The following is a 15,565-nucleotide window of genomic DNA, read 5'->3' as shown; positions in this document are numbered from 1 at the left end:
TGATATTGGAGGCTTTTTCTGTGGTGGTTAGAAATGGAAAAAGGTAGATCTCGATACGTTTGAGCCAAAAATCCCTAAGTCAACTTTTATTATTTTTAGGAGAGAAGCAAATGGCAAACAAAGGTATAATTGGAGGCATTTATACAGTAATGGAGTGGATTTCACGCTTAGTATATCTGCAATTCTTATGGGCAATTTTTACTGTAATGGGGTTGATCGGATTCGGTTTTTTTCCAGCGACATTTGCGATGTTTGCTGTAACAAGAAAGTGGGTTCGCGGACAGACTGACATTGCCCTTTTCCCTACTTTTAAGCAGCTTTATAAAAAAGATTTTTATAAAGCGAATGCTGTTGGAGGTATTTCTGTTGTTGTTGGTTTTATTCTTTATTTTTACTTGCGTTTTTTCCAAGCACAGAGCGGTACGGCTTCGATGGTGTTCTTTTTACTCATGTTTGCCATCTGCTTATTGTATTTGATGACTTTGTTCTTTGTCGCGCCTGTTTTTGCTCATTATGATCTAAAGGTCATCCAATTATTTAAGGTTTCGTTCATGATGACGATCTCTTATCCCTTTCATGTGATTTCAATGACCTTTATCTTGTTTTGTTTTACCTTACTCATGGAGGCTATTCCGGGGCTCCTCCCTTTCTTCAGCTTTAGTTACCTTGCATTTGCACTTATGTGGTTCGCCAATTTAGCGATCGAAAACAAGGAATGTCACACAATGATAACGGTAAGGAGCAATAAGCCGGTTAGTTAAGGGAAGGTATCGTGCACCAGGTTAGTCATGTTTGACAACGAGTTGACGAATGGACGGACATGCAAAAAATATGTTTCTGTATGTTTCATGTAATAATTAACATTTTATCTAGTAGTAAATCTAAAATCTTGAGGAGTGATTTAATGAAAGAATTTGACGTGATCATTTTAGGTGGGGGTATTTCTGGTGCGGTAGCAGGAATAGCGTCTTCAAGGTTAGGGGCCAAAACATTAATCATTGAATCTCATGGTTTTTTAGGTGGGATGCTAACAGCTGCCGGAGTAGGCCCTATGATGACTTTTCATGCAGGAAAAAAACAAGCTATTCAAGGAATTACGGATGAACTCATTCAACGCTTGAAAAAAATTGGGAAATCTGTTGGACATATAAAGGATTTAACTAATTACACTTACTCAATTACTCCATTTGATTCAGAAGCAATGAAACATGAATTAGAAATGATGTTAGTTGAAAGTGGTGCTGAAATCTTATACCACACAGTATTAGCTGAAGTAATAAAAGAAGGAAATAAGATAACAAAGATAAAAGTCTGTAATAAAGCTGGTCTTTCCGAAATTGGCGGTAAGATTTTTATAGATGCTTCCGGTGACGGAGATTTAGCTGCATGGTCAGGTGTCAAGTTTACCAAAGGAAGAGAAACTGATGGAGCATCACAGCCCATGACATTAAAAATGAAAGTAAGAAACGTAGATATCAATCGAGTTAAACAATATATAAAGGAAAACCCTGATAATTTTACAAGAGTACCAGAAAATTTAGATGATCTAAATAAAGTAGAGCGACTATCAGTTGTCGGCTATTTAAAAGAGTTTAAAGAAGCTAAAGAAAAAGGGGACATCACGATAAAAAGAGAGGATGTCTTGTTTTTTGAAACGAATAACCCTGGAGAAGTAATCTTTAATACTACTAGATTGTTAGGTTTTGACAGTACAGACCCTTGGAGCTTAAGCAATGCTGAAATTGAAGGCAGAAAACAATGCCGCGAACTTGAGTATTTTATGAAAAACTATATGATTGGTTTTGAAAATGCTGTAGTGGTTACAACTGGCCCTTCGATTGGTGTTCGAAGTTCAAGGCAAATTGAGGGATTATATACGTTAAAGGCAGAGGATTTATTAGAACAACGTAAATTTGATGATGTCATTGCTCACTCAGGTTATCCAATCGATATTCATAGTCCGGATGGAGAAGGCACTTCACATAGGAAACTAGAATGGGGAGGGATTTATGGTATACCTTATAGATCTCTTGTTTCCAAAGAAATTAACAATTTAATAGTTGTAGGAAGGTGTCTTTCTGCCACTTTTGAAGCACAAGCTGGCGTAAGAACAACGCCTACTGCAGGAGCAATTGGGCATGCAGGAGGAGTTGCAGCTGCAATTGCAGCAAGAGAAAACGTAAAGGTTCAAGAACTTAACATTAAAAAATTACAGGATATCTTACAAGAACAGGGAGCTTATTTAGAGATAGAGCTATCTAAAAAGGTAATTAACTAGTTAAATGTCGAATATTTCTGTTGCACTTCACATGTATACATTGAGACATGAATTATTTTTAAAAAATTTTCAAGCTTTTCTTCAAGAAAAGGATGGAGAGGATATAAGTGCACCTTGCATTCGCACTGGTCTTAAGAATTTAGAAGTTTTTTAAACGTATGTTTTAATACCTTTTTTCGTAGTGTAATGATTATGTAGTAGCAAATCTACCAAACTCACTATTATTTTTACGGATAAGCACGCTGCTGTAGTCCAGATTTGTCATTACACTACCCGTATGCCCTTAAGAGTAATTGGGGATAACTTCACATTCTATTAAGTTATTATTTATTGAGGGAGTGAGTACTGATCATGAGAAACCGTGTCAAGAGATCTATATCGTTTATCTTGACCCTATGTATACTGATCATGAGTTTCATTAGTGTAAAGGCAGAACAGGTCCAGGCGGTGGAAAACCAGTTTGTGTTCGAGGATGCCGAGGATGAGGTAGCCTCTAGCAACGGTACCCCAGTAAATCAACTGTCGATTGTCGGATACCGTGCCAGTGGCAGCGATTCTAATCTACCAGAGTATGCGATCGATGGCGATATCACCTCCCGTTGGTCAGTCTTTGGTGACGGACAATGGATTGAACTTGACCTTGGTTCACAGAAGGAGGTTTCATACTTAGGCGTCGCCTTCTACAGGGGCGATAATCGTACTAAAACGATTGATATCGAAGTATCAAACGATCAAACGACCTGGACCAAGGTATACAGCGGTACCAGTAGCGGTACGACGATTCAATTGGAGGCATTCGGCTTCGAGACTGTGACGGCCCGTTATGTTCGAGTTGTAGGACGTGGTGAGAACCAATGGACCAGCATCACTGAAATTCAAGTGTACCCGCCTCATCAGGATGGGTTCATACTAAACGATTTGGAAATACCGCCAACCGGACCGGATCCGGATGCCCCGATTCCAACCAAGCCTGGTCTTTACTACGCGGACGGCACGCCCCACAAACCTCATGAGCTGCAAGAGGTTAAGGGAAGAAAACTTAATGTCGTAGCTTTTGGAGCGAATCCTTCCAATAACGGTGAGGATGATGCTAAAGCTATCCGCGAGGCTCTGGATAAAGCACAGCCTGGCGATGAGGTCTATCTTCCTAATGGTCATTATCAATTATCCAGCATGTCTTACGATGGTGTCTCCCACTTGACAATGAAGTCAGGTGTCCAATTGCGCGGAGAAAGCCAAGAGGGCGTCCTTCTAGTTTCAGATCATGCGAACGATTCTGGAGAACACGCAACAAATTATGGGATTATTATCCGGATTGCAGCACAGAACAATATCAAAATCAGTAATATGACCCTTACCTCGAGTTGGAACCTGAATTATTCTACGGACACTCGGGTTGCAAACCCTGACAGAGGAGGGCCTAAACAAGCGTTATACATTACATCGTCTGCCGGGAAGCCTTCTTACAATATTACTCTTGACCGTCTAACAGTTGAAAAATTCCAGCGCATCGGTGTAGCTATTATTAATAGTCACGATGTGATCGTAGAAAACTCCTTATTCAGGAACGCAACGGATGTTGCAGAAGGAGGGAGCGGCTACGGCGTTTCTATAGAAGGAAAGCCCAAAGAAAGCCGCTTAGGCAGAGAAGATGATTCCTACTTCAATGTTGTTCGCAACAACCGTTTTATCGGTCCTTATCTGCGTCATGGAACACTTATGCAATTCTACACCCATAATAATCTTATTGAACATAACAACTATAAGAACATTGCGTTAGATTCGATTGACTTTCATGGAGAAGACGAATATATGAATGAGGTTCGGTTCAACCATATCTTCGGCGGCGGTGAAGCGGCTATTGGTGTAGGCAATCCTGGTGCAACGCATGATGCAGCAGGTCCGGGCAACTATATTCATAATAATGTGATCGAGAATGTGGATCGATACGGCATTCAAGTATATCTTGGCTCTCCCGAAACCGTTATAGAGAACAATAAAATTATCAATTTCACCAAAGCGGGTAGTCAGGGGATTCGTCTGAAGAATGCACCTGGAACGATTGTAAAAAACAATAAGATTTATGATAATACAGCGAATGAGTTCTGGGGTATTATTGCATTAGAAGATAAAGGAGATCCGGGGAACGCGGGTAATGGAGCAGGAATTCCAAAAAACATCGTCATTCAGAACAATCGTGTAACGGGCAATACCAACGGTGTTAACATATCGTATGGAACCAATATTTTGTTGTCAGGTAATGAGATAAGCGACAATGCTGAGACCGATTATATAAACAGTGTGGCTATCCCTAAACAGCTGTCTGCTATTGAAGCTGCAAGCATCCAAAAAAATGCATCGTCCCCTCTAGATGCATCCGATTTACTTGTCAAAGGTGGCGATGATGACAGTTCGATTCGAACCTATCTGAAATATGATTTGAGTCAACTAAGTGGAAAGATTGCTACGGCTAGACTGTACGTCTATGGACGAGCATTGGAAAGCAAAAATGAGAAAACGACAGTAGCTAATTCCTTGTACGGTGTCGAGGATGATTCATGGAGTATAAACAGTTTAATGTGGGAATCGGACGATACACAGCCTGCACTCGGTGATCATCTTTCTACAATACAGGTTAAAGATGACGGTGTTGATTCTTGGTATGTATTCGACGCTACCTTGTTTGTGAAAGATCAATTGGCGGGCGATAAGACAGTATCGCTTGCCATCGCCCAAGATCCAGCGCTGACTGGTTATCTTACCCAACTCTATAATGGTACTGACAGCGATAAGCGACCGTACCTAATGGTGGAAACTTATCCACCTGTCGAATTGGCCAGTGTAACAGTATCTGCGGATAAAACTCAACTTACACCGAAAACTTCAACTCTCTTACATGTATCGGGAAAAATGAACACTGGATCTAATACTTCTTTAGAAGATGCTGCGATTGTCTATGAGAGTCTGACACCAGAGATTGCTTCTGTAAACAGCAACGGGGTAGTTACTGCATTAAAGGAAGGTGATGCAGTAATTAAGGTAACTGCTACATTGGATGGAATAACGCAGAACGGTACAATCAAGTTGATCGTGACGAATAACCTGGCGGTAACTGCTCAATTGTCTGTTGATTCCACGCTTGGTACCAATGTAAAAGAAAGAGTAGTGGACAGAAAATTATCTACTCGATGGTTGTCCAGCGGAACACAGACCCCTTTTCTTAAGTTGGATTGGACATCCCCGCAAACGATCAACCAAGTAAAGCTATGGAGTGGACACGTGCCGGTTACTGGCTCTGCCGGCTGGCATGTGAAGGATTTTGATCTTGAATATTTAGATGGTTCAGAATGGAAGAAGCTGGCGGAAGTAAGAGATAACGACAAGGATGCCTTCTTGGAGCAATTCACATTGCTGAACTTTGATACAATCGAGACAACCTCCATCCGGTTCATATTTATCAGTCCGTCATGGGGGAATGGAGATCCGAATGACACGATTGCCCGCATTAATGAAGTAGATGTCAGCTTTGTCGATCGTACACCTCCAACAGAAATGTAAGATGGCATGGTCAAATCAGCAGTTGACCTTTCTTGGACCGGTCCAGGTAATTCTGATTTTTCTAATGTCAGTTTCATTCTTGAAGGAGACGATGATACCGAGGCAGTTTATGTTAATAAGGGAGTGCAAACTACGGTAGGATGCGCCATTTCATAAGATTTCAACATACAAGGAGGGAAATGGATGAGGTGGGCGAATAAGCGTGGCGTTGTATCTTTTGGATTAGGGTGTATCATTTTCTTATCGTTGTCTGTAACCGTTTTCGCGACGTATTATGCAGACCGCGATGTGTATTTCTCAAGTGAGCCAGGTGTATATTCAGATCAACAAGCAATAGAGGATTTTGGAAACATTATTACGAAAACCGACACCAATCGAATCACGATCAATAGTGAGGGACACCTTGTTTTTCACATGCCTGAAGGCGGTGTAGGAACATCCGGAAGCGGCGGTCAAATATTATCTAGATTGCAGGAGAGGGACGCGTACACAGTTGAATATCGAGTGAAATTTACCCCGACTAGCGGTAGTTATGATTGGACAGAAGGGGGAAAGCTTCCCGGTCTTGGAGGCGGTAAAAACTATACGGGGGGCGGCGATGCGACTAACGGAGACGGATTTAGCGTCAGGCTGATGTTCAAACCTGAAGGTCATTTGATTCCATATGTCTATCATGCGGGAATGACAGAATCATGGGGAGACGGTTTTGGGGCAGATATGAATAATCAACCGTTAAATGACGTTGTTCTCTTGAGTAATACCTGGTATACAATCAAAATCTTAGTCAAGATCAATAGCGGCAGTAACTACGATGGCGTTCTAAAGATTTATGTCAATGACATGAGTACACCGAAATTCACCAAGACGAATATTAAATACGTAACGGACGGAACTAAAGTTGATACGCTTCATATGACTGCCTTCCACGGAGGTAGTGATCCAATCCGTTATGGTCCATCTCAGGATCAGAACATACACTTTGATTGGATCAAGATCCATCCATACTAAATCAAAGCATACGATACACCATGGAAACATTTCATTTCTTGAAACTCTACGAGAAGTTCTTTAAGGGAATTGTGCGTGAATACTTTTAATTAGGAACTTAATGTAAAGGAGAAGTCAACTAGACCTTCTCCTTTTTTTAGTTTCGGGTGCCTGTCACCACCCGAAATTTGTCGAAGATAGTCACAGGTGTCCTTCCATAAACAATTCCACGAATTATGTAAACTAAGTTAAAATTATGACATTTAATAATCCTTTATGACTATTTTTTGTAACAATGTATCACTTACTAGTACCTAAGTTTCGATTTCCTCATTAAGTTTGGTTTTTACCCTTCTAAAGTAACCGTTACCAACACAATAATGAAGGGGAAACAGCCCTTCCCGTCTTTTTTTTTTGACAATTTTCCCTATATTGACGAAATGACTGAAATAGAATTAGATGTTAATAAGAGTAATGAATGACTTTAGTATTTTGATATTATCCTACCCTTCTATCATTCATAAATAGCTTTAATTTGTTTTTCCCGAATGAAAGGAGCATTTTAGAAATGAAGAGCATCCAAAGTCGCTTATTCCTTATGCTTCTTATTCTCATCATCATACCGTATTTTTTATCTGTTTTTTTCATATATGGATATACAAAAGATAGAGTGGAACAGCAAGCACTTGAGGTTAGTAACAATCAAATGAATAAATTGTCAGATGAACTGGAGCAATACTTTCAAGATATGATCGATCTTCCTTATATTCTGTATCGGAATCCTGACTTATTTCAGGTCTTCAGAAATGATAGTGAAGATTCAGGGTACTCTAACCCAAACTCAAGAGAAAAAAGCATAGAGACTTTTTATCTTATGCGAAATGAAATCCGCCAGGTTCGTTTTTATCTTGATAGAAACAAAGAATCTTTTACCGCTTATAACGCTAAAGTCAGTGCTCCTAAATTGAAACCTGACTTATTAAACCAAGAATCAATTAAAAAACTTTATCAATCAAACGTAGACTATCTGATTGAGCCGCCTCATCAACTTGTAAATTATAATAATGCTGCGATTGTTCCTCAGTCGGACAACACAGTAGTTATGACGTTTCACCATAAAATAGTTGATGTGCTTTCAAATGAATTTCTCGGAATTATTACGATAGATATCGATTTAAATGGATATGCTCGTTTATGTAATACTCTCATTCAGGAGAATGAAGAATCTGTATTACTGGTTGATTCAAATGATCGTGTTATGTATGCAAGCGACACTACTCTTATCGGTAAGGTTCTTCCACTTAACTTACTAGAGCGTATCAATGCGAAAGATATTAATTCGGGAGAAGATATTTTATTATCGAAAACTTTATCTGGATCACTAAATCAATGGAAACTAATTAAGATAACTCCTAGTCATTTCTTATTCCATGATGCAAGACAGACTGCATTTATAAACATACTCGTTGGAATTGGAGTAGGGATGATGGGTTTGCTAATGATAGGTTTTGTTTCATATAGAATCACTCGTCCAATTAAAATTCTTAGCAAAAAAGTGCGGTCTATTGAAGGGGGAAATATGAATGTCCCTTTTGAGCATAAAGGAGAGGACGAGATTGGTCATCTTGAAAAACATATGAAGGATATGATGGACCGCATTAACCACCATATTGAACGTGAATATAAACTAGACATTGAGAATAGAAAAAACCAATTTAGAGCACTAAAGTCTCAAGTGAATCCGCACTTCTTATTTAACGCATTACAATCAATTGGAGCTGTTGCTCTACGTTCTCAGTCTCCAAATGTCTACCAATTAGTAACATCCTTATCCAAAATGATGCGATACTCTATCCGTGCTGATCAATGGGTCCTGATACGCGATGAAGTGAATTATATACAAGCATACCTCTCCCTACAAATGGAGCGTTTTGGAAACAATCTAAACATTTCTATTAAACTAAACGAAGAAATTCAAAGAATGAAAATCCCGAGCATGGTTATTCAGCCGCTTGTTGAAAACTTTTTTAAGCATTGTTATGAAGAAGGATTCCAAGATGCACACTTAAGCATATACGGAGAAATAAAAGGAGAAACGTTAACTCTTACAGTAGAAAATGATGGCTCAAGTGTCACACTCTCAAAGCTGAAATCATTAAGAGAAAATATTTACACCACTCCTTATACAGGAACCTATTCACACGAACATATCGGTCTTAAAAACATACATGACCGATTGGTTTTAAACTATGGACAAAATGCGGGTATAAAGCTAGATACGAAACAAGGACAAGGCTTTTTAGTTCAACTTGTCATTCCTCTAGACTCTAATGGATCAAACGATTAGCACGCTTTAATTTATAACAACCTATACAATTTGATTATTGTTACATTAAAAAATTTTGATAAGGAGGCTAAGAACTGTATGAAGGCTCTAATTATAGATGATGAGTTCAATGTTCGTTATGTTATTCGACATTTAGGACAGTGGAAACAACACGGGATCACTGATGTTTTAGAAGCAGCTAATGGAGAGGAAGGAAAAAAAATAATAGAAAGACAAAATCCGGAAATTATATTCACTGACATAAAAATGCCCGGAATAAGCGGAATCGAAATAATGGAGTGGTTAAACTCAATCGATTATTCAGGCAAAGTTATTTTCATTACAGGCTTTGATGACTACTCATTTATGCGAAAAGCCATTCAGTTCAACAGTTTCGACTATTTATTAAAACCGATTGAAGCAGATCCATTCAATAATACATTGTCAGCAGCCATTGAATCCTGGCAGAGTGAAAAGGAAGAGCGTCAAAACAAAGAGACAGGCGTACTCGAAGAGGTTAAAAGGTTTCGTATGAATCAGGTTGTTACACAAGCTTGTTTAGGGGAACCATTCGAAGAATCAGAAGTTGCTTCATTTCTTCCCCTTGCAGATGAATACGATGTTACACTGATTTCCTTTTATCATATGCATCATTCAGAACCATACATTCAATTATTAGCTGATGAGCTCTTTAATCAAGACTGGGGAAACGCATTTGCACTTCAGCATGATCAAAATCTTTGTCTTGTTATTTCTACACCAAAGCATTGGTTAGCGATTGAAGAATGGATTAGTCATCAATTTGACATTCCAGTTCGGCTGGTTAGCGGGAAAACGTTACGTTTATTAAATGAAATACCTAGGTTGTACCAAGAAATACAAAAAACGATGGATGATCAAAAATACCGATCGATACACCGTTTGAATGACTTGGATGATGCTCAGCGAATGCAAAACATTGTTGACTTTGTAGAAACGCATTATATGGAAGAACTAAGTTTAGAAAAACTGGCAAACCGGTTCTTCTTAAGTCGTGAACATATCTCAAGAAAATTTAAACAACAAACTGGAATGCCCCTATCCAAATACATTATGAATCTTAGAATTGACCAGGCAAAATCATGGCTAAGTGAAACAGATGAGAGTATTTTATCTATTTCATTAATGCTTGGCTATCAAGATGAAAAATACTTTTCAAAGCTATTCAAAAAGGTAGTTGGGATCACACCATTTGAGTATCGAAACTTAGATAAAAAACTTGCATTGACAAAGTAGATAGATTGAAATCATTTCCGTTATATCTTGTGAAACATACTTGGGGTGAGTTGATGAGAAGAGAGATATTATACATGTTATTAATTGGCACTCTGAGCCTTTCTTTTGCAGCATGTCAAAATAATAATACGGAGTCGACAACGAAAGAGAGAGAAATTGCCGAACGAAAAATCACCTTAAATGTAAGAAATCCTAAAGTGGAAATTTCAAAACAGTTCGAACAAATGGTACAAGCTTATGAAAGGGAAAACCCTAACATAGAAATTCAGATAGAAACTGTTGGTGGTGCAACTGATGATCTTAGTGATCTAAAAGCACAGATTGCTGCAGGTACAGGTCCTGATATTTTCACAAACAATGGATACGAAAGTGCGAAATTATGGCGGGAATATTTAGAAAACCTTTCAGATCAACCATGGGTGAAGAATGCATATAAGGATACATTATCACCAATCACATTTAATGAAGAGATTTATGGTATGCCAATTAACTTGGAAGGATACGGCTTTATTTACAATAAAGATTTGTTTAAACAGGCAGGAATCAATACTTTACCAAAAACGCTAACAGAATTAAGAGAGGCCTCAGAACAATTACAAAAGGCAGGCATCACTCCTTTTGCTAATGGTTATTACGAGGAATGGATATTGGGGGTACTTCTTTCAAATATCGCCTTTGCTCAACAAGAAGATCCAAACACGTTTATAAAAAACCTCAATGCCGGTAAGGAGAAAATCACCAATAATCAGCAATTCAAGGATATCATTGATTTGTTGGATTTAACAATAGAATATGGAAATGATAATCCGCTAACAACTGACTACAATATGGAAGTGAATTTGTTTGCAACAGGAGCTTCAGCAATGATACTTCAAGGGAATTGGGTTCAGCCAATGATTGATCAATTATCGCCTGATATGAATATCGGACTTCTTCCAATACCTATTAATGATGAACGTAACAATGATGCCTTGGTCGTTAGTGTCTCAAATTATTGGGTCGTAAACAAACAATCAACACCCGAAAAGAAAAAGGAAGCAAAAAAATTCTTAAACTGGATGGTTTCTTCCCAACAAGGACAAACATTTATGACTGAAAAATTTAAATTCATCCCTGCTTTTAAAAATATAGAGTCTAACCATTTAGGTCCCCTTGCTAATGATACATTAGCATATTACAAAGAAGGAAAAACCATGCGTTCTAACTGGTTTCATTTTCCTGTCGGAGTAAAAGAAAAATTTGGACCTTCCATCCAGTTATATATTGGAAAACAGCTTCAGCGCGATCAGTTACTGCAAGAGTTTCAAAAATCTTGGAACAGTGCTGCTAGTCAGTAACCATGCCAACAACTATTTCAAGCAAGCAGCGGACAGCCAAATGTTTATGTAATGTGAGACAGAAATTCACTTAAGAACTGTATGAACCTCATGATCCATTTTCACCTTAATCAAATGATATCGTCCACCCCCTTTTTCGGGGGTTTTTTTCGTATGTTGCTTTTAAAACAAATCTATTTCAGGTTGATTGGAACGGATTGCGAGACTCCTGCGGGCGTTTTTACTCCAGATGCTCACCGCCCTCCCCGAGGAAAGTGAGCATCCTCTCGCTGCACTCAACCACACCGCATTACTTGGTAAATAGCAACAAAGTTTGTGAAAACAGCCTTTCGTTAAAATCCCCCTCTATATATCAATTTACGACTAAATTCTTATCAATCTATGACATATTCACAAAATCGTAACTACCCTATAATTCTATTTGTAGACAAGACACGGTGGCACTTAGCCGTTCTGGTAAAGTACTCCCCGTGTAACAACTAAAAATTCTAGGAGGACGACCGATGAACTTTAAAAGATTTGCCAAACAAGCAACAGTCGTAACACTTAGTACAGCTATATTATTAGGTGGGGGAGAATCGCTGACTTTTGCAGCAGAAAAAGACTCCCGAGATCACAATGAATCCTATGGAATTTCCCATATGACACGTTCAGACATGCACAAGATGATTGAACAACAAGGTGATTCAAGATATACAGTACCTCAATTTGACGAATCTAAAATCAAAAACATCTCTTCTGCAAAAGGGTATGATGAGTTAGGTAACTTAATTGATTTAGATGTGTGGGACACTTGGCCACTACAAAATGCTGATGGAACAGTTGCAAATTATAATGGCTACCAAATTGTTTTCGGTTTAGCTGGAGATCCTGATAAAGGATGGGACACTTTTATTTACATGTTCTATAAAAAAATTGGTGACACAGGAATTGATAGTTGGAAAAACGCAGGTAGAGTGTTTAAAGATTCCGATAAATTCAAATCAGATGATCCTGTCTTAAGAAACCAAGCGGAAGAATGGTCAGGTTCAGCTACTTTAACTGAAGACGGAAAGGTTCGTTTGTTCTATACAAACCGTCATGGCTGGGATCCAGCACATAACTTCTTTGGAAAACAAACATTAACAACAGCTCAAATCAATGTATCTGAACAAGGTTCAAACACATTGAAAGTAGATGGAATTGAAGATCACAAATCAATCTTTGATGGTGACAAGAAAAACTATCAAACAGTTGAACAAGCTTTTGGAAATGGCGATTACTCTGATAATCATACATTAAGAGACCCTCACTATATTGAAGAAAATGGTCATAAATATCTAGTATTCGAAGCTAATACAGGAACTGAAACTGGATACCAAGGGGAAGAATCATTATTTAATAAGGCTTACTATGGCAATAGTGAATCTTTCTTCCAAAACGAGAAAAGCAAATTGTTACAAAGCCCTAAAAAGGATTTAGCGCAAATTTCAAACGGTGCTTTAGGTATTATTGAAATTAATGATGATTATACGTTAAAAAGAGTCATGAAACCATTGGTTACATCAAACACGGTAACAGATGAAATCGAACGTCCTAACATCTTTAAAAAGGATGGAAAATGGTACTTATTCACAAGCTCTCGTGGATCAAAAATGACGATTGATGGCATTGATAATGAAGATATCTATCTATTAGGATATGTATCTAACTCATTAACTGGAACATACAAGCCTTTAAATGAAACTGGACTTGTTTTACACCATGATCTTGATCCATATGATGTTACTTGGAACTATGCTCATTTTGCGATTCCGCAAGAAGGCAGTGACAATACAGTCGTAACAAGCTACATGACAAATAGAGGGTACTTCGAAGATCACAAATCAACATTTGCGCCAAGCTTCCAGCTTAACATTAAAGGCGACAAAACATCTGTTGTGAAAAATAGTATCCTTGAACAAGGACAAGTAACGATAAAATAATAGTAGAATTAATCAATAAATTTATCAGGTAAAGTAAAAACATCAAAAAGAAAATGCCAATTTAATTAGTTGGCATTTTCTTTTTTATAGTAACAGAATTTATAACTTTTCTTACTCAGTTTTGGTGTCTAGTTTCAGCGTCTAGCCCCTCGGGTCTGAACAAGGCGCCCAGAGCTTTTCTTATATACAAGCAAGTTTACCCTATTCTAGAAGGAAAACGATAAAGTGGTGAGATAAATGAACAAAGAAATACGTAATAAAAAATGGGTGAAGCCGTTGTGTTTTATACTAATTGGATTATCTATCATCATTGCCATCGGATTTTGGGTTAATCATCCAAATAAATCATCAAACAAAAAGGAAGAAACTCCTTCAAAGGAAGAGGATTCAACACCGGAAAATAAAGAACACTCATATCGGGCTCAATACCATTTTACCGTACCAGATAAATGGAAAAACGATCCGCAGAAACCAATCTATTTTGATGGAAAATATCATTACTATTACCTCTATAATCGAGATTATCCTAAAGGTAATGGCACAGAATGGCGTCATGCAACTTCTAAAGATTTAGTTCACTGGAAGGATGAAGGTGTAGCAATCCCCAAATACACAAACAAAAATGGGGACCCCTGGTCAGGCTCAGTTGTCATTGACAAGGAAAATACAGCCGGGTTCGGAAAAGATGCTCTCATTGCCATTGTGACACAACCTTCAGCAGATGGCGGCAAACAGGAACAATATCTTTGGTACAGTACAGATAAAGGAAAAACCTTTACCTCATATAGCGAGGAACCGATTATGAAAAATCCGGGTACACATGATTTTCGAGATCCAAAAATTATCTGGGATAAACGAAATGATAATTGGGTCATGGTCATGGCAGAAGGCAGCAAAATTGGCTTTTATGAGTCTCACAATTTGAAGGATTGGCATTATACGAGCGGCTTTTTTACAGAGGAAATTGGAATTGTAGAGTGCCCAGATCTTTATATGATGCGTGCTAATAATGGACAATTAAAATGGGTCTTAGGCGTTAGTGCAAATGGAAAAACAATCGGTAAGCCAAATACGTATGCTTATTGGACTGGATTTTTTGACGGGAAGGAATTCTACCCCGATCATAGCGAACCACAATGGTTGGATTATGGCTTTGATTGGTATGGTGGAGTCACATTTGAAGGTAGCAAGGAACCTGATAACAATTTTAAACGCTATGCTTTGGCATGGATGAATAATTGGAATTATGTTCATAACACCCCAACAATGGAAGAGGACTTTAACGGCATGGATTCAATTGTTCGTCAAATTGAACTAAAGCATGAGGAAGACAATCAATACTATTTAGTCTCACAACCAATTAAAGCGATGAACCAATTAACACATTCTATCGATTCTCACGAACAAATTGAATTAAATGGCACTAAAACTCTTGATATAAAAGGTGAAATATATCAATTAGAGGCAGATATCTCTTGGTCAGAACTCAAAAACGTCGGATTTCGTTTACGCGAATCAGCTGACAAAGAAAGCCATATTGATGTTGGTATCTTTATTGACCCTCTTCACCAATACTCATATGTCAATCGCTCAAGGACCGGTCACCCTGACGAGAGTAATAAATATGTAGAAAGTAAAGCACCATTTGATGGCAGCAAACAGCAAGTACATTTGAAAATTCTCGTTGATAAATCCAGCATTGAAGTGTTTATTGATGATGGAAGAATCACTCATTCTAATTTGATCTTCCCAAAAGCAGAAGATCAAGGTATTAGCCTCTACTCTGAGGGTGGAACAGCGATATTTAAAAATATTAAGATTGAACATTTAAAATAGTTTC

General features: G+C 38.1%; 9 protein-coding genes. All 9 read left to right on the top strand.

Annotated features, from left to right (window positions below; all coding sequences use genetic code 11):
* Positions 1–110 precede the first annotated feature (110 nt).
* The 9 genes from I7822_RS09260 to levB all read left to right on the top strand — a co-directional run bounded on the left by I7822_RS09260 (position 111) and on the right by levB (position 15,561).
* Positions 111–761 (top strand): YesL family protein, encoded by a 651-nt coding sequence (locus I7822_RS09260; protein ID WP_207977245.1) that lies wholly within the window; start codon positions 111–113, stop codon positions 759–761.
* A gap of 143 nt (positions 762–904) precedes the next feature.
* Positions 905–2,278, top strand: a complete 1,374-nt coding sequence (locus I7822_RS09255; protein WP_207977244.1) for an FAD-dependent oxidoreductase — start codon at positions 905–907, stop codon at positions 2,276–2,278.
* Positions 2,279–2,629: 351 nt separating this feature from the next.
* Positions 2,630–5,836, top strand: a complete 3,207-nt coding sequence (locus I7822_RS09250; protein WP_207977243.1) for a galactose-binding domain-containing protein — start codon at positions 2,630–2,632, stop codon at positions 5,834–5,836.
* 183 nt (positions 5,837–6,019) lie between these two features.
* Positions 6,020–6,844, top strand: coding sequence for a polysaccharide lyase (locus tag I7822_RS09245; RefSeq protein WP_207977241.1), 825 nt, complete (start codon positions 6,020–6,022; stop codon positions 6,842–6,844).
* A 547-nt stretch (positions 6,845–7,391) separates the two neighbouring features.
* Positions 7,392–9,170: a sensor histidine kinase gene (locus I7822_RS09240; protein WP_207977239.1), complete on the top strand. Its 1,779-nt coding sequence runs from the start codon at positions 7,392–7,394 to the stop codon at positions 9,168–9,170.
* Between the two features lie 78 nt (positions 9,171–9,248).
* Positions 9,249–10,424, top strand: coding sequence for a response regulator (locus I7822_RS09235; RefSeq protein ID WP_207977237.1), 1,176 nt, complete (start codon positions 9,249–9,251; stop codon positions 10,422–10,424).
* Between the two features lie 53 nt (positions 10,425–10,477).
* Positions 10,478–11,761, top strand: a complete 1,284-nt coding sequence (locus I7822_RS09230) for an ABC transporter substrate-binding protein (protein ID WP_207977235.1) — start codon at positions 10,478–10,480, stop codon at positions 11,759–11,761.
* A gap of 503 nt (positions 11,762–12,264) precedes the next feature.
* Complete coding sequence (gene sacB, locus I7822_RS09225; protein WP_207977232.1) at positions 12,265–13,725, top strand: levansucrase; 1,461 nt, start codon at positions 12,265–12,267, stop codon at positions 13,723–13,725.
* A 237-nt stretch (positions 13,726–13,962) separates the two neighbouring features.
* Positions 13,963–15,561 (top strand): 2,6-beta-fructan 6-levanbiohydrolase, encoded by a 1,599-nt coding sequence (gene levB, locus I7822_RS09220; RefSeq protein ID WP_207977230.1) that lies wholly within the window; start codon positions 13,963–13,965, stop codon positions 15,559–15,561.
* Positions 15,562–15,565: the final 4 nt, after the last annotated feature.

This window comes from Metabacillus bambusae, from assembly GCF_017497975.1.
Classification (GTDB): Bacteria; Bacillota; Bacilli; order Bacillales; family Bacillaceae; genus Metabacillus; species Metabacillus bambusae.
This window is presented reverse-complemented; position numbering and strand designations above follow the sequence as displayed.

What these genes read in the sequence shown, in the direction of transcription:
- I7822_RS09260 (WP_207977245.1), top strand. Translation starts at nt 111, where the DNA reads ATGGCAAACAAAGGTATAATTGGAGGCATTTATACAGTAATGGAGTGG.
- I7822_RS09255 (WP_207977244.1), top strand. Translation starts at nt 905, where the DNA reads ATGAAAGAATTTGACGTGATCATTTTAGGTGGGGGTATTTCTGGTGCG.
- I7822_RS09250 (WP_207977243.1), top strand. Translation starts at nt 2,630, where the DNA reads ATGAGAAACCGTGTCAAGAGATCTATATCGTTTATCTTGACCCTATGT.
- I7822_RS09245 (WP_207977241.1), top strand. Translation starts at nt 6,020, where the DNA reads ATGAGGTGGGCGAATAAGCGTGGCGTTGTATCTTTTGGATTAGGGTGT.
- I7822_RS09240 (WP_207977239.1), top strand. Translation starts at nt 7,392, where the DNA reads ATGAAGAGCATCCAAAGTCGCTTATTCCTTATGCTTCTTATTCTCATC.
- I7822_RS09235 (WP_207977237.1), top strand. Translation starts at nt 9,249, where the DNA reads ATGAAGGCTCTAATTATAGATGATGAGTTCAATGTTCGTTATGTTATT.
- I7822_RS09230 (WP_207977235.1), top strand. Translation starts at nt 10,478, where the DNA reads ATGAGAAGAGAGATATTATACATGTTATTAATTGGCACTCTGAGCCTT.
- sacB (WP_207977232.1), top strand. Translation starts at nt 12,265, where the DNA reads ATGAACTTTAAAAGATTTGCCAAACAAGCAACAGTCGTAACACTTAGT.
- levB (WP_207977230.1), top strand. Translation starts at nt 13,963, where the DNA reads ATGAACAAAGAAATACGTAATAAAAAATGGGTGAAGCCGTTGTGTTTT.